General features: G+C 44.6%; 25 protein-coding genes. 12 read left to right on the plus strand and 13 right to left on the minus strand.

Features of this window, described 5'->3' with window-relative positions:
• Positions 1-9: 9 nt before the first annotated feature.
• Positions 10-1,287, minus strand: a complete 1,278-nt coding sequence (locus A3739_RS13090; RefSeq protein WP_068482211.1) for an FAD-dependent oxidoreductase — start codon at positions 1,285-1,287, stop codon at positions 10-12.
• A gap of 102 nt (positions 1,288-1,389) precedes the next feature.
• Here A3739_RS13090 and A3739_RS13095 point away from each other — a divergent pair, with 102 nt between their 5' ends.
• The gene (locus tag A3739_RS13095) at positions 1,390-2,757 is read left to right on the plus strand and encodes a Do family serine endopeptidase (RefSeq protein ID WP_156502574.1); all 1,368 of its coding nucleotides are present in this window, start codon (positions 1,390-1,392) and stop codon (positions 2,755-2,757) included.
• Here A3739_RS13095 and A3739_RS13100 read toward each other — a convergent pair.
• Positions 2,754-3,266 (minus strand): aminoacyl-tRNA deacylase, encoded by a 513-nt coding sequence (locus A3739_RS13100; RefSeq protein WP_068482213.1) that lies wholly within the window; start codon positions 3,264-3,266, stop codon positions 2,754-2,756. The genes A3739_RS13095 and A3739_RS13100 overlap by 4 nt on opposite strands.
• Before the next feature lie 256 nt (positions 3,267-3,522).
• Positions 3,523-4,365, minus strand: a complete 843-nt coding sequence (locus A3739_RS13105; RefSeq protein ID WP_068501667.1) for a mechanosensitive ion channel family protein — start codon at positions 4,363-4,365, stop codon at positions 3,523-3,525.
• A gap of 159 nt (positions 4,366-4,524) precedes the next feature.
• On the opposite strand from A3739_RS13105, the gene A3739_RS13110 reads away from it, so the two are divergent.
• Complete coding sequence (locus A3739_RS13110) at positions 4,525-5,115, plus strand: methyltransferase (protein WP_231876760.1); 591 nt, start codon at positions 4,525-4,527, stop codon at positions 5,113-5,115.
• Positions 5,116-5,186: 71 nt separating this feature from the next.
• Here A3739_RS13110 and A3739_RS13115 read toward each other — a convergent pair whose 3' ends face one another.
• Positions 5,187-5,810: an RluA family pseudouridine synthase gene (locus tag A3739_RS13115; protein ID WP_068501467.1), complete on the minus strand. Its 624-nt coding sequence runs from the start codon at positions 5,808-5,810 to the stop codon at positions 5,187-5,189.
• Between the two features lie 73 nt (positions 5,811-5,883).
• Between A3739_RS13115 and cysZ the strand changes: the two genes are divergently transcribed.
• A complete protein-coding gene (gene cysZ, locus A3739_RS13120; RefSeq protein WP_068482225.1) occupies positions 5,884-6,624 on the plus strand; it encodes a sulfate transporter CysZ in 741 nt (246 codons plus the stop codon).
• Here cysZ and phoR read toward each other — a convergent pair.
• The 4 genes from phoR to A3739_RS31450 all read right to left on the minus strand — a co-directional run bounded on the left by phoR (position 6,621) and on the right by A3739_RS31450 (position 10,235).
• Positions 6,621-7,922, minus strand: a complete 1,302-nt coding sequence (gene phoR / locus A3739_RS13125) for a phosphate regulon sensor histidine kinase PhoR (protein WP_068501669.1) — start codon at positions 7,920-7,922, stop codon at positions 6,621-6,623. The two genes, cysZ and phoR, sit on opposite strands and share 4 nt — an antisense overlap.
• 52 nt (positions 7,923-7,974) lie before the next feature.
• Entirely contained in the window at positions 7,975-8,670 is a 696-nt protein-coding gene (gene phoB / locus A3739_RS13130; RefSeq protein WP_068482232.1) for a phosphate regulon transcriptional regulator PhoB, read from the minus strand.
• A 110-nt stretch (positions 8,671-8,780) separates the two neighbouring features.
• Positions 8,781-9,686 carry a 4-hydroxybenzoate octaprenyltransferase gene (ubiA, locus tag A3739_RS13135; protein WP_082868859.1) on the minus strand — a complete coding sequence of 302 codons (906 nt, stop codon included), beginning with the start codon at positions 9,684-9,686 and terminating at the stop codon, positions 8,781-8,783.
• A 3-nt stretch (positions 9,687-9,689) separates the two neighbouring features.
• Positions 9,690-10,235: a chorismate lyase gene (locus A3739_RS31450; RefSeq protein ID WP_068473808.1), complete on the minus strand. Its 546-nt coding sequence runs from the start codon at positions 10,233-10,235 to the stop codon at positions 9,690-9,692.
• A 147-nt stretch (positions 10,236-10,382) separates the two neighbouring features.
• On the opposite strand from A3739_RS31450, the gene A3739_RS13145 reads away from it, so the two are divergent.
• From A3739_RS13145 to A3739_RS13165, 5 genes are all read left to right on the plus strand, one after another.
• Positions 10,383-10,547 carry a rubredoxin gene (locus tag A3739_RS13145; RefSeq protein ID WP_068473805.1) on the plus strand — a complete coding sequence of 55 codons (165 nt, stop codon included), beginning with the start codon at positions 10,383-10,385 and terminating at the stop codon, positions 10,545-10,547.
• Positions 10,547-11,695, plus strand: a complete 1,149-nt coding sequence (locus A3739_RS13150; RefSeq protein ID WP_068501672.1) for an NAD(P)/FAD-dependent oxidoreductase — start codon at positions 10,547-10,549, stop codon at positions 11,693-11,695. The genes A3739_RS13145 and A3739_RS13150 overlap by 1 nt, the downstream gene beginning before the upstream one ends.
• A gap of 19 nt (positions 11,696-11,714) precedes the next feature.
• Positions 11,715-12,584, plus strand: a complete 870-nt coding sequence (locus tag A3739_RS13155) for an acyl-CoA thioesterase II (protein ID WP_068482238.1) — start codon at positions 11,715-11,717, stop codon at positions 12,582-12,584.
• A 67-nt stretch (positions 12,585-12,651) separates the two neighbouring features.
• Positions 12,652-12,918: a hypothetical protein gene (locus tag A3739_RS13160; protein WP_068482241.1), complete on the plus strand. Its 267-nt coding sequence runs from the start codon at positions 12,652-12,654 to the stop codon at positions 12,916-12,918.
• A 68-nt stretch (positions 12,919-12,986) separates the two neighbouring features.
• Positions 12,987-15,056 carry a GNAT family N-acetyltransferase gene (locus tag A3739_RS13165; protein ID WP_197472305.1) on the plus strand — a complete coding sequence of 690 codons (2,070 nt, stop codon included), beginning with the start codon at positions 12,987-12,989 and terminating at the stop codon, positions 15,054-15,056.
• On the opposite strand, the gene erpA is transcribed toward A3739_RS13165, so the two are convergent.
• The 4 genes from erpA to argC form a co-directional block, all read right to left on the minus strand.
• A complete protein-coding gene (erpA, locus tag A3739_RS13170; protein ID WP_068482247.1) occupies positions 15,049-15,402 on the minus strand; it encodes an iron-sulfur cluster insertion protein ErpA in 354 nt (117 codons plus the stop codon). The two genes, A3739_RS13165 and erpA, sit on opposite strands and share 8 nt — an antisense overlap.
• Positions 15,403-15,465: 63 nt before the next feature.
• Positions 15,466-15,927, minus strand: a complete 462-nt coding sequence (locus A3739_RS13175) for a polymer-forming cytoskeletal protein (RefSeq protein ID WP_068501677.1) — start codon at positions 15,925-15,927, stop codon at positions 15,466-15,468.
• Between the two features lie 12 nt (positions 15,928-15,939).
• A complete protein-coding gene (locus A3739_RS13180; protein WP_068501680.1) occupies positions 15,940-16,710 on the minus strand; it encodes a DUF6776 family protein in 771 nt (256 codons plus the stop codon).
• Positions 16,711-16,717: 7 nt separating this feature from the next.
• Positions 16,718-17,764, minus strand: a complete 1,047-nt coding sequence (gene argC, locus A3739_RS13185; RefSeq protein ID WP_068501683.1) for an N-acetyl-gamma-glutamyl-phosphate reductase — start codon at positions 17,762-17,764, stop codon at positions 16,718-16,720.
• A gap of 93 nt (positions 17,765-17,857) precedes the next feature.
• On the opposite strand from argC, the gene A3739_RS13190 reads away from it, so the two are divergent.
• From A3739_RS13190 to hemL, 4 genes are read left to right on the plus strand one after another with little or no spacing between them, the layout of a single operon-like run.
• On the plus strand, positions 17,858-19,654 hold the full coding sequence (locus tag A3739_RS13190) for a chloride channel protein (RefSeq protein ID WP_197472306.1): 1,797 nt from the start codon (positions 17,858-17,860) through the stop codon (positions 19,652-19,654).
• A 2-nt stretch (positions 19,655-19,656) separates the two neighbouring features.
• Positions 19,657-20,082, plus strand: a complete 426-nt coding sequence (gene hemJ / locus A3739_RS13195) for a protoporphyrinogen oxidase HemJ (RefSeq protein WP_068501684.1) — start codon at positions 19,657-19,659, stop codon at positions 20,080-20,082.
• Positions 20,079-20,699: a thiamine phosphate synthase gene (gene thiE, locus A3739_RS13200; RefSeq protein WP_068501687.1), complete on the plus strand. Its 621-nt coding sequence runs from the start codon at positions 20,079-20,081 to the stop codon at positions 20,697-20,699. The genes hemJ and thiE overlap by 4 nt, the downstream gene beginning before the upstream one ends.
• A gap of 16 nt (positions 20,700-20,715) precedes the next feature.
• A complete protein-coding gene (gene hemL / locus A3739_RS13205) occupies positions 20,716-21,996 on the plus strand; it encodes a glutamate-1-semialdehyde 2,1-aminomutase (RefSeq protein ID WP_068482266.1) in 1,281 nt (426 codons plus the stop codon).
• A 578-nt stretch (positions 21,997-22,574) separates the two neighbouring features.
• On the opposite strand, the gene hemW is transcribed toward hemL, so the two are convergent.
• Positions 22,575-23,714: a radical SAM family heme chaperone HemW gene (hemW, locus tag A3739_RS13210; protein ID WP_197472307.1), complete on the minus strand. Its 1,140-nt coding sequence runs from the start codon at positions 23,712-23,714 to the stop codon at positions 22,575-22,577.
• Position 23,715 lies beyond the last annotated feature (1 nt).

The following is a 23,715-nucleotide window of genomic DNA, read 5'->3' on the forward strand; positions in this document are numbered from 1 at the left end:
GAGTTGTCCTTATACGTCACTTACTTTTGCAAGCTTAGGAATACTACCTTGAAGACCTGTAGCGTATTCCAATACTTTTTGTTTCAACGGACCTGAGCGATGTGCAAGCCCTAAACCTATGTTTCGAATAATTTGCACTGGGGCAGAGCGATTACTAAAGCCATAATAAAACGCGTCCATACCACTCATCATGAGTTGATTAAACATACGTCGCTGCTTTTCATAATTCTTTAACACCGCCCGATCTGATAAGGCTTGGTCATTAATCAATGCTTTACCGAGCTCCTCAATCAATACCGCGGCATCCATAAACCCGAGATTAACACCCTGACCAGCTAAAGGATTAATTGTGTGCGCAGCATCACCGGCCAGAACAATACGCTCTCCTGAGTATTGCTGAGCATGTGACTTGGCAAGAGGAAACGAAGCGACCTGAAGAATCTGTTCAATATCAGGTAATTCTTGGGGATATATCGCTTGAAGTTTTTGACGCAGCTCGGCATCAGACAAGCCTTTTAACTGTGCGATAGTATTCGGCGAGTCGTACCAAACTAACGAGCCATAATTAACACCGTCAATGCGCGGTAACGGAAGAAACGCGAGAGGCCCTTCTGGTCTAAAAGCCTGCCAAGTCCCTTGCTCAACTCCGCCTTTATAGGTAATGGATACGACCATAGCGTGCTGAGTATAAGACTCGCTAAACTGACCAATTCCAGCAATTCGACGCATTTGAGATTGCGCGCCATCAGCCCCAACAACCAAATCGGCTGACATGACAGAACCATCGCTCAAAGTAAGCATACGCTTATCAGAACCTAACTCACTCGATTCAATCGTGACGCCACTAACTAACTCAATGTTTGGCAATTCAGCAACACGATCTAGCAAGCCAAGTTGAATCGCATCATTCTCTAGTATGTGGCCTAAATGCTCTCTACCTAAGTCTTGCGCCTCAAAACGGGTCGTGGCCCATGATGTTATATCGGGCAGTTTCGAAACAAACCCTGACTTAGCCGGCATTTCTTTCACCGCTAAATAGGAATAAGCAAGCGCCCTGTCTTTAGGAATATGCGCCCACGCCCCTAGATTTTGTAGCAGCTGCTCACTGGCTAAATGAAGTGCCGATACACGAATCCGAGGAGGTTCTCCACTCTTAATCGATTTTGGTAACGCTCTATCGATTAAGGCGATACGTAAATTATGTTGCGCTAGTCCGCAGGCGATTGTTGCGCCAACCATGCCTGCGCCAACAATGACAACATCTACATGTTTTATCTTGTCTTGCATAATGAACAAATGCCAAGCGATGATGTGCTTGTAAAAAATTGAATGAGACACACATTACATTGATATAGTTTCAATACTAACGTGATGCGAGAGGCCTAGAAAGTGTTTTCTAAACCCTTTATTTCTAAACTGATCATCGTCAACTTGCTAATGCTAAGTACGAGTACTTTTGCTTCAGTACCAGAACGAATCATCAGCGGTAGCTCGGTACCATCTTTGTCTCCAATCGTAGAAAATGCGGCACCTGCAGTCGTGAATATTGCGACCTTCACAATACGACAACAAAGAACAAATCCTTTATTAAACTCCCCCTTCTTCCGACATTTTTTCCAACTACCCGACCAACCTGGTCAAACTAGACGAACACAAAGTGCAGGCTCTGGCGTAATCGTTGACGCAGAAAATGGGTTCATTCTGACGAATCATCATGTCATCGAAAATGCCGATGAAATTAAGGTTACCCTGCAAGACGGGCGGACACTGACAGCCACACTACTGGGATCCGATGAAAAAGTAGATTTAGCCGCGTTAAAGATAGAGGCAAAAAACTTACGCCACATTCCCTTTGCACAAGCTAACTCATCTGCTGTTGGCGATTTTGTGCTCGCGATCGGAAGTCCGTTCGGACTTCAACAAACAGTCACGAGCGGAATTATCAGTGCACTAGGACGCAGCGGCCTTGGCCTTCAAGGTTATGAAGATTTTATCCAAACAGACGCATCCATCAATCCTGGTAATTCTGGGGGAGCGCTCATCAATTTGCGCGGCGAGCTGATCGGCATTAACTCCGCCATCCTTGCACCAGCAGGCGGCAATGTAGGCATCGGGTTTGCGATTCCCTCTGTTGTGGCACAAAGCATCTTAAAACAGTTGATTCTATACGGAGAGGTGAAGCGCGGAGGAATTGGCGCAAGCTTCCAAGATTTAACCGCAGATCTGGCAGAAGCCTTCGGCTTGAATCTTTATCAAGGCGCATTAGTTAGTGAAGTGAAAACTGACAGTGCGGCAGAGCGCGCCGGACTAGTCCAAGGAGATGTTATTATTGAGGCAAATGAACGGCCAGTTAAAAACGCAGAAGACATGCGAAATCAGATAGGATTAGCGCCGCTGGGTGAAACATTAAAACTCAAACTGTTAAGAGGTGAAAGAACACTCGAACTAGTCGTCGAAACAGAAGAAATTCCGATACCAGAAATTAAAGGCGTTCAATTACACCCCAGCCTATCAGGTCTGCAACTCCAAGATCTTATTAACCCAGATAAAGAACGGAGTGTCGGCGTCATGGTCATGAACATCGAGGAACGATCAACCGCTGCTTTCCAAGGCTTTGAAATTGGCGATATTATCTACGGAGTGAACAACAAGCGCATCCATAGCATCGAAGAACTCAGTTACTTCATAACCATAAATGCGCCACAGTCATATCACATACGACGACATTATCAGGACTTCGTTATTTACACACGCTAGCCAGCTTTGCGGCGCATCATCCAATCTGGCTTGGAAACACCGATACGTGCAAAACCTTCGCTCAATGTCATGGGTTGAGCGAGCATCTTATAGTCTTTGAAATCCATTTTAATCACTTCGTCATGGCGGCCACCTCTGAAAACGATCGCACCGCCTTCATTAAAGCCCTCATACATATAAACGGGAATTTCATACATTCGACCAAAAGGAGGCATCGCGCCGACATCGCATTCTGGGAAACGATTTTTAAATTCTTCTTCACTAGCAAGATCTATGAGTTCAGTACCCATTACACGTGCAAATCGATCCATACGAATACGACAAGAAGCTGGAAGGACAATCATAGAGAGCACGCCATCCATAATCACCATAACGGTTTTGGCAACCTGCTCGCTTTTAACATCAACTAAATCTGCAATTTCCTTTGCGGTGTATGCAGGAGAGTGTTCAATCGCTTGATACGTCATATTATGCGCATCGAGGTATTCTTGTAATTGTTTTACCGGCATCGTACTACCTCCACCAATTCGTCTTTTTATTAAGAGCAAAAAGTGTGTCTTTGCGCCCCTAGGTATTGGGGACTACCTAAGAGCGACGAAAGACAAGTAACACGTTACACCTATATTCCAAACTAAAGCGTGACGATGGCCACTTTCAACATTGTGTTTGCGTCACAAAAAAATGGCCATTTCAAGAATTTCACAAGTTTGTTTCATTTAAAACAATATCTACCTGAAATTCGTAGGTTAATTATTTCGTTATTATTTAGTCGTTCGATGCTTGATGCAAATATACATCTTGTTGCGGGAATGGAATAGAAATCTGCTCAGCATCAAATGCTTTTTTAATCGCTTCATGCGTATCGAAATAAACGCCCCAATAATCGGAAGTCTTCGCCCAAAGTCTCACGGTGAAATTAACGGAGCTATCTGCAAGTTCACCTAGCACAATGGTTTTCTCAGGATCACTCAAAACGCGTTCATCCGCCGAAACAACGCGCTCTATAATCGCTTTGACCTTATCGATATCATCGGCATAAGCCACGCCAAATACAAAATCCACACGACGGGTTGGCTCATGATTTATATTGATCAGAGAGTCATTCGATAACTTGCCATTCGGAATGACAATCATGCGATTATCTGGGCTAAGCAAAATTGTATTGAAAATCTGAATCTCTTTTACGGTACCGATAAAACCTTGCGCCTCAATCAGATCCCCAACCCTAAACGGCTTAAAGAATAAGATCAGCACACCACCAGCAAAGTTCGACAAGCTGCCTTGCAAAGCAAAACCTACTGCTAAGCCAGCGGCACCTAATACTGCAACGAGTGATGTTGTCTCAACTCCAGCGTAAGCCGCCACCATAATAATGAGAATAGCTTTGAGAAAAATTGATAATAAACTTTTCAAAAAGCTCGCTAATGTTTGCTCTGTTCTTGAGATAAGGTGTTTTTCAGCCACGTTGACAATTCTGCCAATGACCCAAAATCCAACGACTAAGCTAAAGATAGCGATAAGCACTTTAGGCCCATACGCAATTGCTAACTCAACCATCTGATCACTAATTTGATACACTTTTTCTTCGGTAACACTTTCTAACGACATTGCCTGTTCTTCCTTTATTATTACGCTATGAATTTAGAAATATTGATGTAAAGCCGATATTCTTATTCGACACCAACAATGTAGAGCTTTATCAAACAAATGCCAACGATAAACGATCTCGAACTCCAAATGCAAAGAACGCTAAGTAAGGCGCAACTCATGTTCACGCAACTTCCCTTCTGCCAAGAGATATCTCTTGCTTTGTTTGATCCAGCCGTACTTCACGGACCGATTCCTCATGAAGAGGCGCAAGCCATCGTCGCCGAACCCGCATACTGGTCGTTCTGTTGGGCAAGCGGACAAGTTCTTGCAAGTTATATTCATAAGAACCCAAAGTCTGTTCAAGGTAAACGCGTTGTTGATATTGGGAGTGGGTCAGGTGTCGTAGCAATCGCTGCGGCGCTAGCTGGAGCAAAAGATGTTTTTGCTTGTGATATTGATGACGAAGCGCTCAATGCGGTTCTCGTGAACGCCGAGCACAATAAGGTTCGTGTCGAATGTATCAAGGATTTGGATGAAGTCGATGATATCGACTTACTAACGGCAGCCGATGTGCTTTATGACCGAGACAATCATAACTTATTGGACCAATGGTGTGAGACGAGTAAAGAAGTACTGCTCGCGGATTCGCGTATGAAAATACTCCCTAGTGACAAATTCGAGTTATTGGAAACCCACGAAGCGCGTACGTGGCCAGATCTCAATGAGTTTGAAGAATTTAATCAGGTGAGAATTTACGGATTAGAATAACCAACCCTTCGCTGTCTTCTCATGTGCTGTTCTATACTGTCCTCACCTCGGGATACCAATGGACACATCATTCAAAATGGTGGTTCAGGCGAAAATGTCAGACGCTCCCTTGTCTCGGGGTGCGTGATTCCAAGCTTCCAAGCATGCAACATCAATCTAGTGCTTGCAGCTAAAGCCGATCCCGTTGCATACAAGTTATCACCTAAAATTGGATTCCCCAGTGACATCATGTGGACACGTAACTGATGGGTACGCCCCGTGACAGGCGTGAGCCGCACGCGCGTTCTATCGTTTAAACGCTCTAGTACCTGGTAATCCGTGTGCGCAGCTTTTCCCTCTTCGCTCACCATTTGCTTCGGTCTGTTTGGCCAGTCTGTCATCAAGGGTAATGTCACCTTACCTTGGTCTTCCTCTAGCTGACCAAAAACAAGGGCAACGTAGGCTTTATCGACCTCGCGATCATGAAACTGCCTGCTGAGCTCACGATGCGCATCAGCCGTTTGCGCGAGCACCATTAAGCCTGACGTTGCGCAATCAAGCCGATGCACAATACGTGCAGTTGGATGATCTTGCTGAATGCGTCGCACTAAACAATCTTGCTTATCTGGTCCACGCCCAGGAACACTGAGTAGACCCGAAGGTTTATTCGCAATAATCAGCGTGTCATCCGCATAAAGCGTTTCAGCTTTGTCCAAAGCAGCTCACCAAACAGTTAACGAAAGCGGTATTATACAAACTCAAACAAATTGCAGATACGGAAAATATTCAATGATCAACCGATTCTTTGCGGGCACAAGTTATCTTTTTGAAGGATTCAAAATCGTCTGCTCGCCCGGCTTCAGATGGTTTTTAGCCGTGCCCATCATCGCCAATATCATTCTTTTCTCACTGTTATTTGTATGGGCAAAAGCGCTCTACAACGAAGGCATGACTTACTTAATGTCATGGATACCTGAGTGGTTAGGTTTTCTCGAATGGGCATTTTGGCTCATCTACTTTATCGCGATGATCTTATTAATTTTTTACGCCTTTGTTTCGACCGCTAACTTAATCGGTGCGCCCTTCTATGGCTTTCTAGCTGAAGTTGTTGAAAACAAATTAGCGGGTAAAAAAGACGAGAGTCCATTTACCGCAAAAGAGCTTCTGGCACTGATCCCCAGAACGATATTTAGAGAACTGAGAAAGCTGGCTTATTATTTACCGCGCGTCGCAGCTTTGTTTTTTCTCGGACTTATTCCGGGAGTAAATGCCTTAGTAGCCATTATTTGGATTGTGTTTTCAGGTTGGATGATGGCGATTCAATATGTGGATTACCCTGCCGACAACAATCGCATGTCATTTCCAGACTTACGAAAATTCCTAGCAAAAGACCGAGCCAGCGCATTGGGCTTCGGCTTATGCACTTTTGGCTTAACCCTCGTTCCAATCATCAATTTAGTAGTACTGCCAGCCGCAGTATGTGGTGGCGTTGTGTATTGGCTGAAACAACGAGATGCTTATAAGGCTTAATCTTTAGGCACGACGACACGCTGATTGGGGAAGTGACAGGTAAACGTACTTCCCTGATCAATCCCGCTTTGTACTTCCAAGTTCGCACCATGGTTGATCAACACGTGTTTTACGATGGCAAGCCCTAAACCAGAGCCTCCAGTATTAGAGTTTCGGCTAGGGTCGGCGCGATAGAAACGCTCCGTTAAACGTGGGATATGAATCGGGTCAAAACCACACCCCGTATCCGTCACTGACAAGTGGCAACCACCATGATCTTGCCACCAGCGGATGACGACAGAGCCTTTTGCTGGCGTATATTTCACGGCATTAAACACGATATTTGAAATCGCAGATCGTAATTGATTCTCAACACCAAAAATATTGGCATTTGAAACAATATCGAGCGAAATTTGATGTTCATTATCCGCACTGAACAGCTCTGCATCATGAAGTACGCTCTCGAGCAATGGCACAATCAATACTTCTTTTTCAGCATGAACGCGATCTTGTGCTTCAAATTTCTCTAACACCAATAAGTCATTAATGATCGCTTCCAAGCGATTCGTTTGTCCTTCCATCGACATTAGGGCTCGATGCCATTTTTCAGGAGCCTCTTCACTATCAATCAGCGTTTCGAGATAACCGCGAATCACAGTTAATGGTGTACGTAGCTCATGCGAGACGTTACTGACAAAGTCACGTCGCATTTGTTCTAAATGATGTAGGCGCGTGACGTCTTGCGCCAAGATCAAACGTTCCTGTTTACCGAACAAAGTAATGTGAATACGAATAATGAGATTGGGATCAGTCGGGGATGTGATTTCTAAAGCGTCATCATATTTCTTTGCGTCAAAATAGGCTTTAAATTCAGGATCTCTTACTAAATTTGTAACAAGTTGAGCCTGATCTTTATCATCATCAAAGCCAAATAATCGCGTTGCGGCTTCATTCCACCAATCCATTTGCCCCATTTCGTTGGTCATCACAACGGCATCTTTCAGAGCATTCGCCGAATTACGAACACGCTTAATCATTTTGCTTAAGCGCTTACGTGCCTTTTTATTTTGCAATTGGGTGTAATACAAACCTTCAAAAAGGTCTCCCCATAAACCATAACTTTCAGGCACTTCTTTTGGCTTTTTAGTTGGATAGAGCCAAGCATGTAAACGAAGTGCTTGTCGCACCATCCACAAGCTATAGCTCGCAAAGAACACCAGAAGACTAGGAAGGAGAAGGTCCGTGATTAAGCCGAGTAAAACAGCTAGCACAAATGCCCACACTAAATAGCGGACATGTGCAGACGCGCGTTTATGCATTCGCTTTGCTTCCTTTAAACTCGCACAAAATAGATAAGGCTATATTAGCCAATTAATGCGCCGTTTTGGTAGAAAAACGATAACCGGTACCTCGAACAGTTTGAACTAAGGCTTCATGGCGTTTGCCGATCGCTTTGCGCAAACGACGAATGTGTACATCAACAGTGCGTTCTTCCACATACACATTACCACCCCAAACGAGGTCCAATAGCTGCGCTCGCGTGTAGACGCGATCTTGGTGTGTCATGAAAAACTGCAGGAGTTTATATTCTGTTGGCCCCATCGAAAGCGTTTCACCTTCTGAGCTAACACGGTGACAGACTGGATCGAGCTCTAAGCCATCAATATTAATCGCAGACTCTAACCCTTGTGGATTAGCTCGACGCAGCACCGCTTTTAACCTAGCCACTAACTCACGTGGAGAAAAAGGCTTAGTAATGTAATCATCCGCTCCGACTTCCAAGCCTTGAATCTTATTGTCTTCTTCGACTTTCGCAGTGATCATAATGATTGGAATTTCAGAAGTGCTTTCGTCACGCTTCAAACGTCGGGCAAACTCTACACCGCTCGTTTCCGGCAACATCCAGTCTAATAAGATCATATCGGGGCGATCGTCTAGCACAATGCTGTGAGCGTCACGGGCATTACTCGCTTCAAAACAGGTATACCCTGCCATCTCTAAAGCTACTGCGATCATTTCGCGGATGGATGACTCGTCATCCACAATAAGGATTTTCTTATCTGCCATGTCTTACACTCTCATTATGCTCAATCACATCTGAGCAAATACCTACTCGTCGCGGTATTAGAAAGGAGGTTTGTTACAAGTATATGACAGGAAAAGCGCTTAAACGTTCATCAAGTCGCATAATCAAGTGCGATACCAACAAAAATGGCAAAACCCACCCAGTTATTGTTCAAAAATGCACGTAAACAATCGTCTTTATAACGTAAACGTATCAAATGTTGTTGGTATACCAACAGCACTGACGCGACGACAATGGACAAGAAATAGAAGCTTCCGAGATTTAACTGCTCGCCCAGCAAGCACATCGCAAGCACAAACAACACTTGAAGGCTCGCGATAATCGATCGGTCTGCATTACCGAACAGAATCGCTGTGGATTTCACTCCAATTTTCAGATCATCCTCACGATCCATCATCGCGTAAATTGTGTCGTAAGCGACAGTCCATAACAGCGTTGCTGTAAAAATTATCCAAGCAAGAGCCGGCACCTTTTCGATGACTGCTGCAAATGCCATAGGAATGGACCACGCAAACGCAGCACCAAGAAAGACTTGCGGCAAGAAGGTGTAACGCTTCATGAAAGGATAAATACACGCGAGGGCCAATGCACCAAAGGACCAAACAATCGCACTAGTGTTTAAACAAAGAACCAATAGCAAGGCTGAAAAACATAAGACGACGAAAAATATGATGGCATCTTTTAAACTCAACTCACCAGCAGCTAGAGGCCTAGCTTTAGTGCGCTCAACGTGGCCATCAATATTGCGATCTGCAATATCATTAATCACACAGCCTGCAGCGCGCATTGCGATCGCTCCAGAAACAAATACAAACAAATGAAGCGCTGAAGGCAAACCATCACTCGCAATCCATAAAGCCCACATAGCAGGCCATAACACTAAGAATGTACCAATGGGCTTATCAAACCGCGCCAAGCGCCATAATGCTGCCGGTTTACCTTCGAGTAGACCAGCTTGGGTCAGAACTTCTTTAAATTTATATCTTAGATTCAACATAGCTTAAGAGTGATGAATAACTGAGGTATGAAACTTTTCTGCCACTAGTAAGGGCTTGTTGTGTAAGCGAAACACAGAGCGCCGAGCGTAAGTTGGCTGATTACCCCCAGATGTTCTTGTTAGCTGAATAGCTTCGCGCTTCATTGACCGCGAGGCAAATAAAAATGCTCCCAAAGGTTTTGAGCCCAGGCACTTTAACTGCCGCTCTTTACCAACCAGTGAATGCAATGGAATAACACTTCTAGCACTAACCCAAACCTTGTCGTGGCAAAGTAAATCAACCTCGCGAATCAAAGCGTAGCGCCCTATCGACAGATTCAAAGCTCTTCTCTCACTCATTGTTGGTTTCGCGTATTGCTGCGCCTTTACACGGACTTTAAAACTTCCGTTTGATGCTTGCTGCAATCGCTTTGTTAACGATCCAGCATCGAGTACCCACGATTGCCAAACCCGAGGAATAAAAGAAGAAGGTACACGCCGGTAGGAATGCCAATGAAAATGTTCGGTTTGCAATTTACACCTTGCTGATAGCAGAAGAAATGAGCACATTTTTATGGGCACTCACTAGGTCAGCGCAAAGTATAACGAAGGCCGCTTATATAAACCACGGATCTGATCAGCCATTGAGAGACTCGGAGATATCCGATACATTAGCCGACCATTGAATTCCTTCCAACAGAAACAAAGAGGAACACCATGAAAAAATGGCTTTGTGTAGTATGCGGCCTTATTTACGATGAAGCTGAAGGTTGGCCTGACGACAACATCCCACCAGGTACAAAATGGGAAGATGTGCCAGACGATTGGGAATGTCCTGATTGCGGTGTCGGCAAAGAAGACTTCGAAATGGTAGAAGCTTAATGAGCCAAGCGATCATCATTATTGGTTCTGGAATGGCGGGCTATGCAGTAGCCCGCGAATTTCGAAAACTTAATTCTGAAACTCCTCTGTTAATGATTACCCAAGACGATGGCAGCGCATATTCTAAACCGATGCTGTCAACGGGATTCACCAAAAATAAAGACGCAGAAGCATTAGTAATGTCTAATGCTGTGCAAATGTCAGAACAGTTAAATATGTCAATACGCACACAAACAAGTGTGCAAAATATCGACACTGAAAAACAAACAATCCTCGTTGATAATGAGACGATCGAATACAGCAAGCTCGTATTAGCGACGGGCGCAAGTCCATTCAAACTGAAGTTTGTTAAACCTGAGAGTGACCGCATTTTCTCGATCAATGATCTTGATGATTACCGCGCATTCCGCACAGCTAGCCAAGGCAAAAAGCATGTCGCAATTGTCGGAACAGGTTTGATCGGTTGTGAATACGCGAACGATCTTTTGAATGGCGAATATGAAGTGTCATTGATCGGCTTAAGCCAACATGTTTTAGATACCATGCTGCCGCCAGAAGCATCAGAATGTGTTACAAAAAGCTTGAGTGATGCCGGCGCGAACTTCTACTTTGAGCGAAGCGTTGTTGATATCCAAGAAACTGTTGATGGCGTAATAGTGGAGCTCGACAACGGTGAAAAAATCTCAGCCGATATAGCGATTAGTGCGATTGGTTTAGCACCAAATACTAAGCTGGCTTCTGAGAGCGGCATCGAGACTAATAAAGGCATTACGTGCGATCGTAGTTTGGAAACGTCCGCTAAGAACGTCTACACACTGGGCGATTGTGCAGAAGTCGATGGCATGGTTATGCTCTATGTTTTGCCGATGATGGCATGTGCTCGAGCGCTTGCCAGCACACTCAATGACGAACCGAAGCTTGTGAGTTATGGTGTAATGCCGGTGGCAGTTAAAACACCTGCCTGCCCTGTCGTTGTTCTTCCTGCATCAAATGAAAATGGCACTTGGGATATCGAATCAGACGGGTTCAATACCACAGCGTTGTTTAAGTCGGATCAAGGCGAGCTTCTTGGCTTCGCATTAACCGGCGATGCGACGAAACAAAAGCAGGTTTTAGCAAAGCAAGTTCAAGCTATCCACCCAGAATAATAGTAAGAAGTACATATCTATGAGCGACGTTCTTCAACAGTTGATTGATGTCTTAAAACTGGAACAAATCGACGATTCTCATTTTCAAGGCGCAAGCGAAGATCTAGGTTTTCCTAATGTCTTTGGCGGCCAAGTTTGCGGCCAAGCGATGATGGCAGCCTATCAATCTGTTGAAGATCGCATCGCACATTCTATGCATGGATACTTTCTGCGCGCAGGAGATCCAAACTTACCTATTCAATACGAAGTGCAATCTCTCCGGGATGGTGGCAGTTTTTCTGCTCGTCGCGTAATTGCGCGTCAACATGACAAAGAGATCTTTACCCTTAATGCATCATTTCAAGTTCCTGAAATTGGCTTTGAGCATCAGATTGATATGCCTGCCAGCACAGAACCTGATGTCTTACTTTCTGAACTAGATATGCGCAGGCGCTTTAAACATCTGATCCCAGAAAAGCTTAGAGATCAGTTTACACGCGACCGCCCTATTGAGATTCGCCCCGTTAATCCGGTGAATTATTCAAATCCTGATGTACGTGCACCCTATAAACAAAATTGGTTTCGAGCGGTAGGTGAGCTACCAGATGATCTATACCTGCATCAATGTATTCTGACTTACGCATCGGACTTCGGTTTGCTAGGCACAAGCATGCTTCCTCACGGCGTGAGCTTTGCGCAAAAGGGCATGCAAGTTGCCAGTATTGATCACGCGCTTTGGTTCCATCGTCCATTCCGTGTTGATGATTGGCTTCTCTATGATATGGACAGTCCTAGCGCTTCAAACGGCAGAGGATTCAATCGTGGCAACATTTTCAATCAAAAAGGTGAACTTGTTGCATCAGTTTGCCAAGAAGCACTGATTCGGAAAAAACCACAAAAGCCAGCTTAATCGCTTGCGCTATGGCGAGTTCAGGGCCATGATAAAAGGTAGTATTTAATATCAAAGGAGTATGGCCATGAGCAGTGCTGAAGAAAGCCGTCAAGCCAAGGTAATCAGTGAACTACGAACCTTTATCCGCAAGGTTCTCTCTGATCCGACAATCGCCACAAAATGCATGGAAATCGCGCGTCAACACAAAGGCCAACCAGACTCAGCAAAATTAATCGCTGAAGAAATCAGCGCAAATACCATTGTGCGCATTCCAGAAGAACATAGTGATGCGGATAAAATCTTCCTCGACATTATTAATGAAGTCTTAGACGACGAAGCGGCACTCTACTAACTCAGAAGATGACGCATTTAAAACGGAGCAACACGCTCCGTTTTTTATATCTGTCAGTTTTATCAGCGATGCATCAGATACAAGAACATATCCATCAACTTCAGCAGCAACATTTTCGAGCCTGCATAGCGATAAAAGGCACTGCTGATTGGGTGAAGGAAAGCTATCAAGTCCTAGCTAAAAAACTCCCAGACGGGCAAAGCGCTATTTTGTTGGGGCATGATGCATCTTTACTCCGTAGCGAGCATGATCGATGCATTGCACCCAAGCATTATCGCGAAATACTCGGACAACAAAGCCAAATACTCATTTGGGACTTACGCAAAGAGATTCATCCTGACGCGATCGCAGCAAGTAGTGGTGTTCTCGAAGGCGGCGGACTGCTCTTCGTATTAATCGACGATACGGATAACCAGCTTCAAGCATCCCACTCTCGATTTTTAAATACACTGATAGAAAGCGAAGCAATGCTTGTTATAGATAGTGACAACTTTGATGAAGCACTAACTCAGTTTTATCCCTTCCAAGTTCAATCATCAAACAAACAAGGTATTACACTCAACGAAGAACAGCAGGCCTGCTTGGCAAAAATTGAAAGAGTCGTAAAAGGACATCGCAATCGTCCTCTGATTCTACGAGCCGACCGCGGACGGGGTAAATCGACGACACTAGGTATCGCAGCAGCGCAATTACTCAATAACGCTAAGCTCGAGAACATCATACTCGTTGCTGATCATCCAAATTCCGTTGCGACTTTAATTCAGCATTTTGAACAAAACATCGATCACGCATCTTTGCGCGATAAACTGCGCGTTATACCGAGCGATGTTCTGTTAGAAACTCTCCCCGAAACGCACTTACTCATTATCGATGAAGCAGCCAGCTTTCCGCTCCCTACCCTTCATAGCTTGATTGAGCACTATGCGAGAATCGTTATGGCGAGTACATTGCACGGATATGAAGGCAGTGGTCGCGGCTTTGATTTAAAACTTAATACAATATTTAAGGCAGAACATAAACAAGCTAGCTTTTACTCGCTAGATCAGCCTATACGCTGGGCAAGCGGCGACCCACTAGAACGAGTCATCAATGAGAGCTTCGTTTTACAGGCACACTTAACAGAAGTCGATACAACAGAGCCTCAAGCACGCCATTTTGAGTGGATCAATAAAAAAGAATTACTTGAAGACCAAAGCCTTCTTGAACAAGTCTTTGCTCTCTTAGTTCTCGCTCATTATCAAAGCCGCCCTTCTGATTTAAGCCAGCTCATTGACAACGAAGACATACGTATCGGTGTGATGTTCGAGGGAGAACATATCGTTGGTGTTTTAGCGAGCGTTGAAGAAGATTTATCGGCACAAGACGCGCAGTTAAAACAAGACATCATCAACGGCAAACGCAGATTAAAAGGACATCTTAGCCTACAGGCATTTGCGAGTTTCTACTCTCAGGCAGAATGGTTAGACCTCAAGTGCCAACGTATTTTACGTATTGTTGTGCACCCCGCTCGCCAATCAAGTCAAATAGGATCAGAGCTGATACAAGAGCTCCTTGCATCCGCCAAGGTTCAGAATTTAGATGCATGCAGCGTGAGCTATGGTCTCGAAGCTAAGCTCTTTAACTTTTGGGCACGAGCCGATTTTGAAAGTACACGATTAAGCTATCAAGCTGATGCTTCTAGTGGGCTGCCGTCCATGATGATGCTTAACCCAATATCTTCAAAAGCAAAAACACTCTTATCATCAAGCAAACAGCGCTTTATCGATCACTTTGTTATCGGCTTACCAATCTATTTTCAGAAATTGAGCCCTGCGCTTGTTAATACGATTCTATTGGATGTAGGCAGATCATTAAATGTTGGAGAGGCTCTCAGCGAGCAACAAATTGCACGTCTCAACAAATTTTCCGCAGGACAAACAAGCCTTTGGGATAGCTGGCCAGATATTCGCGCGCTTACACTTTATTGTGCAACGAAACGCGTTATCAATACCGAGCAAGCAAACGTTTTAATCGCAGTTATGCTACAAAACTATGCGATGGAAATATTTAAAGTTGATGGGAAAAAACTGAGTAAGAAAGAATGGCTGGCATATTTGCGAGAAGCGAGCAAAACGCTTCTCGCAGAATTGACTATATAGTGAAGCTAGACCCGCACCCACAGGTCGTTGTGGCATTCGGGTTACTGACGACAAACTGAGAACCTTTCAGACCTTCGCTGTAATCTACCGTCGAGCCCACTAAATATTGATACGACATCGCATCAACCACTAAGTTAACGCCCATGTTTTCAATCACAGTATCGTCGTCTGCTTGCGCTTCATCAAACGTGAAACCGTACTGAAAGCCCGAACATCCACCACCTGTTACATAAACACGTAGTTTCAATTCTGGATTTTCTTCTTCCTCGATTAGATTTCTTACCTTAGTAGCCGCGGCATCGGTAAAGACTAATGGAGAAGGGATATGTGACTCAACAACGCTCATTGGGACTCCGGAGTACTCAAACTTCGCGCAATTATCCGCTTATCCGACAAAAACAGTCAAGTATTACTCGCCCTGCGATGCAACTGCCTTCAATGCTACTGCATCTGAGACATTTTCTTTATCCCCAACTACTTGGTCTTCTGGTGAAGGTTGCTTCTGATGAACAAGGTTTCCGTTTACTTCGGCTCCCATCGCCATCTCGATTAAGTTGTAATAGACATTACCCTTAACCGACGCATTTTCAGCTAGTTCGACATGCTTTGATGCATATACATCACCATAAACCGTACCGTTAATGATGATATGTGGTGCAATAACATCACCATCTATTTCACCAATATCACTAATACGAACAACTGCTTCTTGATCATCGGTAGAGCGAATCGTACCTTTGATTAAGCCATCAATATGTAGGCCCCCAGAAAACTGAATATCACCTTCCATGCTCGTTTTACTGCTGATTAGCGTTTCAAACGGAACATTATGAGATTTAGCGATATCTTTGCGTTTGTTTTTTCCCCACATATAAACCTCTACCTATTCTTCTAAGACCGCAACGCTTGGTGCTGCGGTTAACGCAGGTATCAGCTCTTGCCAAGCGACATTGCGTTCTACACGCGATGCACTTTTCCCTTTGCTCTGAGCAACCACTTGAATATTTTCGGGCTCAAAATTTTCGGGCAAGATCAGCTCACCTGCAAATTCTTGGAAATATCTAAAACGGAATTTCATTCCTAACTCTTCAACCTCAGACACATCTCGAAGAGGAAGAATGACACTCTCTGAATCACGTTGACCAATCAAGTTTACAGCAACAACACCCTGTAAATAGCGTTTGTTGTTTGCTAACTGCGCCAACACGATTTTATAAGCATAGTGCCTGTTTTCACTTAATGCAGACAATTCAAGGGCTTGAATTTGTAAGCCTTTGTTATTGTCAGATGGCGCCATAATGTTCTGATAAAAGCTTACATCTTTCTTCAATCCAGCAACCTGCTCTCGCAAACCACGAATGGTGCTTTGAATCTCTTGCTTTGCATGCAAGTTAATGGCTTCGCTTTGTTCAAGATTCGCGATTTTTTGCTTTAAGCCCTGATTCTCATCGACCGATAAACGATATTGCTCGGACAATGCATTCAGACTTTCTACGGCTACCTGGTGTCGTTGTTTCATTTCAAAAACGCCGACGTAATAAGCCGCACTCGCACAAACGAGCACCAAGCAAGTTAGCTGAATAATCAGCTTACGTTTTCGTCCTGGCTCATGACGAACCAACACCATTTTTTCATGCGGATTATGTTTAGCCATAATATCCTTAAGGGCTCAAAGGAACTTGTTGCAAACCACATGTCTCTTCGAAACCGAACATGATATTCATGTTCTGAACAGCTTGCCCCGATGCGCCTTTAACTAAATTGTCGATCACCGAACTGATAATCAACATGTTACTGCCTTCTTGTTGATGAATTGCAAGACGACAAATATTCGAACCTTTTACGCTGCGAGTTTCTGGCAAAGATCCTGATGGCATTACATCAACGAAGGCTTCGCCTTGGTAACGCTCTTCAAATAAAGCTTGAACCTGACCCAAAGACATTTCTTCGCCTTTTTCATTCAGAGGCGCATACAACGTTGCCTCGATACCTCGGATCATTGGAACTAAGTGTGGCACAAACGTAAGGCTGACTGGTTTGCCTGCAGCCCACGATAAACCCTGCTCGATTTCTGGACGGTGACGATGACCGCTAATGCCATAAGCTTTAAAACTATCTGCACATTCTGACAAAAGCGTGCCGACACTAGCCTTTCTTCCCGCGCCACTCACGCCTGACTTTGCGTCTGCGATCAACTGATCAACATTCACTAATCCATTCTCAATTAAAGGAATCAAACCCAATTGAATCGCAGTCGGATAACAACCGGGACACGCTAGTAAACGAGTATCGGCGATCTTGTCACGATTTACTTCAGGTAAACCATAAACCGCTTCATCGATCAATTCAGGGCTGTTATGAGCTTGTTGATACCATTTTTCCCATAAAGCCTGATCCTTAATACGAAAATCAGCAGAAAGATCGATAACACGCGCGCCACTTGCTAGCACATCCGACATCATGGCCTGCGCAACGCCATGGGGTGTCGCGAAAAAGATCACATCGCAACCTTTGAGGTTTTCTGCGCTCGGCTCACAAAAATCAATATTTAAAAAGCCACGTAAATTAGGAAACATTTCCACAACAGGTCGCCCTGCATCACTACGCGAACACACAGCATGTACCTCAACATGCGGATGCCCGACTAAAATTCGCAGTAACTCGGAACCGGTATATCCCGTTGCGCCAACAATCCCAGCTTTTATCACGCTTAACTCCTACTTTTTGTAGCTCTAAAAACGCGCGCATTGTATCAGGAAAACCAACACTGTTCTTTATCGATAAAGACTGAACAGGTTAGAATGAACAACGATTTTTCGCCGCTTTCTTCACTTACAGCAAAACTTATGCCTTTTAGATCAAAGCTAGACTCATACAAACATGGATTCAGAGAAAGACTCGGCGCTGCCGATGCGCTTCCTCAGCTTGCACTACTTGGCTTTTTCGTTGGGCTCGTTACCACTTTAGTTATTCTTCTGTTTCGCGGTTTTATAGAAACGGCTCTGTCACTATATCTCCCTGAAGGAGATCCTGAGAATTTTGAAGGACTATCTCAAACGCTACGTGCGACGCTACCCTTATCAGGCGCCATCATTATTGGCTTAATTTGGTACAAACTAGGCGTTGTGCATCGCAAAACTGGCGTTGCTTATGTGATGGAACGTCTCGCCTACCATCAAGGCTACATGTCATTAAAATCACTAGTTGTGCAGTTTTTTGGCGGGGTGTTGACGGTTATTAGTGGGCAGTCGTCTGGTCGAGAAGGCCCTGCTGTACATTTGGGTTCCGCCGCGGCAAGTATCATGGGGCAATATTTCAAGTTGCCGAACAACAGTATTCGTATACTGATCGCTTGTGGCACAGCGGCTGCTATATCAGCATCGTTTAATACCCCCATCGCGGGGGTTATTTTCGCGATGGAAGTCGTGTTAATGGAATACAGCCTCATCGGTTTTACACCAATTATTATTGCATCAGTGACCGCAGCTTTTGCATCACAGATGTTCTATGGCACTGAACCGGCATTTCTAGTTCCGCAGCTTGATCTCAGCTCTCCATTTGAAATTCCTTATATTATTTTTTGTGGATTATTAATCGGTGCAGTATCGGCAAGTTTCGTTCGCTTAACACTGAGCTCGATGCGCTTTTCTAAAGTCAATATCTTCTTAAGAATTCTAGCGGCTGGGTGCTTCACTGGCGCGGTTGCGTACTTCATTCCCGAAATCATGGGTATCGGCTATGACACGGTTAACGATACATTTACCGGTAATGTCACACTCGGCATTTTATGCGGAATCGCTATTGCCAAGTTAATCGTAACCGCCGTAAGTCTTGGGCTTGGAATGCCCAATGGCATGATTGGTCCAACGCTATTTATCGGGGCAACAGTAGGCGGTGCGCTTGGTATTATTGCGCAATGGATTATGCCCTTCGCATCCTCAACAGGTTTTTATGCCATGCTTGGAATGGGCGCAATGATGGGCTCAGCCCTACAAGCACCTCTTGCCGCATTAATGGCTATTCTAGAGCTCACCCAAAATCCAAATATTATTCTTCCCGGCATGTTAGCAATCGTGATCTCAAGTATGTTTGCGAGCACAGTGTTCAAGCAGAGATCAATATTTATCAGCTTGCTCGAAGCGCAAGGGCTCGATTATTCGAACAGCCCAGCCGTTCAAGCATTGCGCAGCGCAAGTGTCGTCGCAATCATGGATAGAAAGCTTTCCCGCGCACAAAAATCCATTGAACTTGAAGACGCTCAAGAACTACTTCGTCAAAAACCAAACTGGATCGCGGTTGAAAACGAATCAGGTCAAACCATGTCATTGTTGCCTGCGGCGGATCTGGTTCATTTTTTATCGTCTTACGAAGACAACGATAAGCTACCTGAGCAGATTGCCCTGTTAGAGATCCCGGCTCAACGACGTGATGTTGCTAACATTTCTTACCAAGCAACGTTAGAAGAAGCGCTGAATAGCTTTAATCAGCAAGGTCATGGAGCGTTATTAGTTGAGAGAAACAGTGGTGGTTTAAAACGCATACTTGGGGTGGTCACAAAGAACGATATCGATCACTACTATCATTTTGAAGGACATTAAGAATGCTTTGGTTCAAAGCTTTTCATATTATTTCGATGGTTTGCTGGTTCGCAGCATTATTTTACTTGCCCCGCTTATTTGTCTATCACTCCATGGCCGACGATCAAGCAGGGATTGATCGCTTCAAGATCATGGAACGAAAACTCTATAGAGGCATTGCAACGCCCTCTATGGTTGCCACATTTATCTTTGGCTTTGCACTAATTGGTTATGCACCTGAATATTATGCTTCCCAGATTTGGTTCCATATCAAAATAACGCTGGTTCTAATCTTGGCTGCATACCATGGTTATTGTGGCGTGTTACTGAAGAGCTTTGCGCGCGATGAAAACGATAGAGGCCATGTATTCTATCGCTGGTTTAATGAGTTCCCTGTTCTTATTTTATTTGCGGTTGTCATTTTAGTGGTGGTCAAACCTGGGTTATGAGTTCTGCTCTTTCTGGCTTATACGCCATTACCGATCCAAACCTTATACCTAGTGGAGAGGAATCTCTTTGCAGAGCTGTGCGCGAAGCCTTATTAGGTGGCGCGCGTATTATTCAGTATCGCAACAAAATCGCATCGGTCGACCAGCAACTAAAAGAAGCGCGATTTATAAAATCTCTGACTCAAGAATTTGACGCTCTACTATTCATCAATGACTCGATTGAACTTTGCCTTGCCGCAAATGCTGACGGCGTTCATCTAGGCCAAAATGACGACAAAATTAGCTCTGCAAAACAGCAATTAGGCTCAAAGCTTCTAGGTGTTACATGCCACAACTCAATTGAGCTTGCCGAAGTAGCAATTGGCAATGGCGCAGATTACTGCGCATTTGGAGCAATCTTCCCCTCCACAACGAAACCGCAAGCTCAACCCTGTTCACTTGCGACATTACAACAAGCAAGTAAACTTCCTGTGTCAATTTGTGCAATTGGCGGAATTACTGCTGATAACGGAAAGCAAGTTATCCGACATGGAGCAGACATGCTTGCTGTGATTTCGGGTGTATTTGGGCAACCTTCTATTCAAGCTAATGCACGCGCATTAGCATCACTATTTTGATTTTTTGGAGTAAACAATGTCTCGTTCTGAAGACCTGTTTCACGATGCTCAAAGCGTCATACCTGGCGGTGTTAACTCGCCTGTTCGTGCTTTTAAAGGCGTTGGCGGTAGCCCTCTATTTTTTGAAAAAGGTGAAGGTGCTTACCTTATCGATGCAGACGATAAACGTTACATCGATTACGTCGGTTCATGGGGGCCTATGATCTTAGGTCATGCCAACCAAGATGTGGTCGAGGCGGTACAAAAGCAATTGCAACAGGGCTTAGGATACGGAGCTCCGACTGAACTCGAGACGGTGATGGCTAAAAAGGTCTGCGAGCTAGTTCCCTCGATTGAAAAAGTGCGCATGGTCAGCTCAGGCACAGAAGCAACAATGAGTGCTATTCGCCTCGCACGTGGGTTCACCGGTCGCGACAAGATTGTTAAGTTTGAAGGATGTTATCACGGCCACTCAGATTCGCTACTTGTTAAAGCAGGTTCTGGCGCTCTTACACTAGGCGTTCCAAACTCTCCTGGCGTTCCAGCAAGCCTTGCAGAGCACACCATTACCCTGCGTTTTAACGATATAGACTCTGTCCGCCAAGCTTTTTCAGAGATTGGTAACGATGTTGCCGCGATCATCGTTGAGCCCGTTGCAGGCAACATGAATTGTATTCCGCCTGTGCCAGGCTTCCTTGAAGGGCTTCGCGACATTTGTGACGAGTACAAAAGCGTACTCATTTTCGATGAAGTGATGACCGGTTTTCGCGTCTCATTAGGTGGAGCACAAGGTCATTTTGGCGTAACCCCCGATATTACAACCTTAGGCAAAGTAATCGGTGGAGGATTACCGGTCGGCGCCTTTGGTGGACGCGCTGACATTATGGATTACATTGCACCTACCGGTCCCGTATACCAAGCAGGCACTCTTTCAGGAAACCCCTTAGCGATGGCAGCAGGGCTAACTATGCTCACCAAAATAAGCGAAGCTGGTTTCTATGAGCACTTGATAGCCCAAACCACAAAATTAGTTGAAGGTTTAAAACAAGCCGCTAAAAACACAAACACCTCAATGTGTTTCAGTCAGGCAGGTTCTATGTTCGGCTTCTTTTTCAGCAAAGAAGATAAGGTTGATTTCTACGAACAAGTAGTGGAATGCGATATGGAAAAATTCCAACGCTTTTATCATGAAATGCTCAACGAAGGCGTCTATCTTGCTCCTTCAGCATTTGAAGCTGGCTTTGTTTCTAGCGCACACTCAGATGAAGTCATCGCGGCTACAATTGCTGCTGCCGAAAAAGTAATGGCACGTTTATAAGACTTGCTGCGCAAGAAGGCGCCTTAGTTCTTTTTCTATTTTTCAAATTTCGTCTTGATAGACGAGTTAAGGGAGTGCGCTGACACTCCCTTAACAATCCCAGTCAGCCCCTACCTCCTAGCCCTACGGGTTCATTCGTTGCTCAAGAATAAACAGCGCCTGCGGAACTCGCCTTCGGCTCAGACAGTCCTCGGCGTTCACCTGTTTATCCTTTGCGCGACTCATCTAGTCAGAAGAGGAAAGTTGGTGCAAACAATATACTTTATCAGAGCCAGCCCCTCTCATCTCGAGAGACGAAAGCGCGCTAGTGACAATCGGAAATACGCGAGGACTGTCTGAACGACCAAAGGGAGAGAGTTCCTCAGCGCCGATTGGAACAAGAGATTGAGTGAAGCCGCAGGCCACGAGAGTTGGGGCGCCTTTAGATTATTAAGACCTTTGACGTCAAAGGTCTTAATGCGCCGTCGGCCGCCGCCGACAGGAAAAGAAGTATTAAACTCAAAGTACTATCGAATGTAGCACTACCTTCAAGTCGTCCATCAAGACGAAAACTGAAGAAGAGTAGAAATTAGAAAGCATCACAAAAACCTCTCCAGCACCGAATTCAAAAACAAAAAACCCTCATCCGTTAATTGGATACGTTGCGTATCCTCCACAAACAAACCCTCCGATCGAAGTTGATCAATGATCTTGGACAGATCTGACAATTTCAGCAGAGTGCGCCGCTCTAATAAACGACTCTCAACTCCTTGCTTTAATCGCAGTGCATTCATCATAAACTCAAAGGCTTGTGCATCACGTTCGATGACTTCTTCGCCAATTCGATATTGAATTCGATCAGCCATATACGCTTCTGGTATTCGCGACTTACGGTATCGAAGTAGACGCCCATCTCCAGCAAGCGTAATTTTTGAATGCGCACCTGCACCTAAACCAATGTAATCGCCAAACTCCCAGTAATTCAAATTATGGCGAGCCTGCTTATCTTGTTGTGCAAATGCAGACACCTCATACTGTTGATAACCTTTATCTTTCAACAGTCCCGAGCCACTTTCAATAATTTCCCAAAGGGCATCATCTTCTGGAATTACGGGAGGCCGCGAATAAAACTCAGTATTCGGTTCGATCGTTAATTGATACCAGCTCACGTGTGTCGGAGACAATTCAAAAGCTCGCTTCAAATCATCCATTGCCAGCTCTGGCGTTTGATCGGACAAGCCATGCATTAGGTCGATATTAAAGTTACGAATACCCGCCGCTTTCAAAGCCTCAACAGCTTGGTACACATGATCAACAGTATGAATTCTTCCTAAAGCTTGGAGCTGATTATTTTGAAAGCTTTGAACACCGAGCGAGATCCGATTAATACCAGCTTCAACATAACCATTAAAATAAGCCGCATCGCTAGCACCAGGGTTAGCTTCCAGCGTAATCTCTATATCTTCAGAAAAGTTTAGATTCTCTCTCAAGGCATTTAACAACTGCCGGTAAAAATCCCCGCTCATTAAACTTGGGGTGCCTCCACCAAAGAAAATACTTTGCACTTCTCGGTCTTGCACATAGGCCAAATCAATATGAAGATCTTTGATCAAGCTATTCAAATAGGCAGATTCTGGGATATCTGTTTTTGCATGCGAATTAAAATCACAATACGGGCACTTCTTCACACACCAAGGCAGGTGTATATAAAGACTTAATGGAGGAAGAGAATGAGGCAAG

The organism is Oleiphilus sp. HI0067, from assembly GCF_001635735.1.

Coding starts and splice junctions, on each gene's coding strand:
- A3739_RS31450 (WP_068473808.1), bottom strand. CDS start 10,235: ATGTGCTCATTTCTTCTGCTATCAGCAAGGTGTAAATTGCAAACCGAA.
- A3739_RS13100 (WP_068482213.1), bottom strand. CDS start 3,266: ATGCCGGTAAAACAATTACAAGAATACCTCGATGCGCATAATATGACG.
- A3739_RS13150 (WP_068501672.1), top strand. CDS start 10,547: ATGAGCCAAGCGATCATCATTATTGGTTCTGGAATGGCGGGCTATGCA.
- A3739_RS13160 (WP_068482241.1), top strand. CDS start 12,652: ATGAGCAGTGCTGAAGAAAGCCGTCAAGCCAAGGTAATCAGTGAACTA.
- A3739_RS13190 (WP_197472306.1), top strand. CDS start 17,858: ATGAACAACGATTTTTCGCCGCTTTCTTCACTTACAGCAAAACTTATG.
- A3739_RS13175 (WP_068501677.1), bottom strand. CDS start 15,927: ATGTGGGGAAAAAACAAACGCAAAGATATCGCTAAATCTCATAATGTT.
- A3739_RS13180 (WP_068501680.1), bottom strand. CDS start 16,710: ATGGCTAAACATAATCCGCATGAAAAAATGGTGTTGGTTCGTCATGAG.
- A3739_RS13145 (WP_068473805.1), top strand. CDS start 10,383: ATGAAAAAATGGCTTTGTGTAGTATGCGGCCTTATTTACGATGAAGCT.
- cysZ (WP_068482225.1), top strand. CDS start 5,884: ATGATCAACCGATTCTTTGCGGGCACAAGTTATCTTTTTGAAGGATTC.
- A3739_RS13155 (WP_068482238.1), top strand. CDS start 11,715: ATGAGCGACGTTCTTCAACAGTTGATTGATGTCTTAAAACTGGAACAA.
- A3739_RS13165 (WP_197472305.1), top strand. CDS start 12,987: ATGCATCAGATACAAGAACATATCCATCAACTTCAGCAGCAACATTTT.
- A3739_RS13090 (WP_068482211.1), bottom strand. CDS start 1,287: ATGCAAGACAAGATAAAACATGTAGATGTTGTCATTGTTGGCGCAGGC.
- A3739_RS13110 (WP_231876760.1), top strand. CDS start 4,525: ATGTTCACGCAACTTCCCTTCTGCCAAGAGATATCTCTTGCTTTGTTT.
- phoR (WP_068501669.1), bottom strand. CDS start 7,922: ATGCATAAACGCGCGTCTGCACATGTCCGCTATTTAGTGTGGGCATTT.
- hemL (WP_068482266.1), top strand. CDS start 20,716: ATGTCTCGTTCTGAAGACCTGTTTCACGATGCTCAAAGCGTCATACCT.
- ubiA (WP_082868859.1), bottom strand. CDS start 9,686: ATGTTGAATCTAAGATATAAATTTAAAGAAGTTCTGACCCAAGCTGGT.
- erpA (WP_068482247.1), bottom strand. CDS start 15,402: ATGAGCGTTGTTGAGTCACATATCCCTTCTCCATTAGTCTTTACCGAT.
- thiE (WP_068501687.1), top strand. CDS start 20,079: ATGAGTTCTGCTCTTTCTGGCTTATACGCCATTACCGATCCAAACCTT.
- hemJ (WP_068501684.1), top strand. CDS start 19,657: ATGCTTTGGTTCAAAGCTTTTCATATTATTTCGATGGTTTGCTGGTTC.
- A3739_RS13105 (WP_068501667.1), bottom strand. CDS start 4,365: ATGTCGTTAGAAAGTGTTACCGAAGAAAAAGTGTATCAAATTAGTGAT.
- phoB (WP_068482232.1), bottom strand. CDS start 8,670: ATGGCAGATAAGAAAATCCTTATTGTGGATGACGAGTCATCCATCCGC.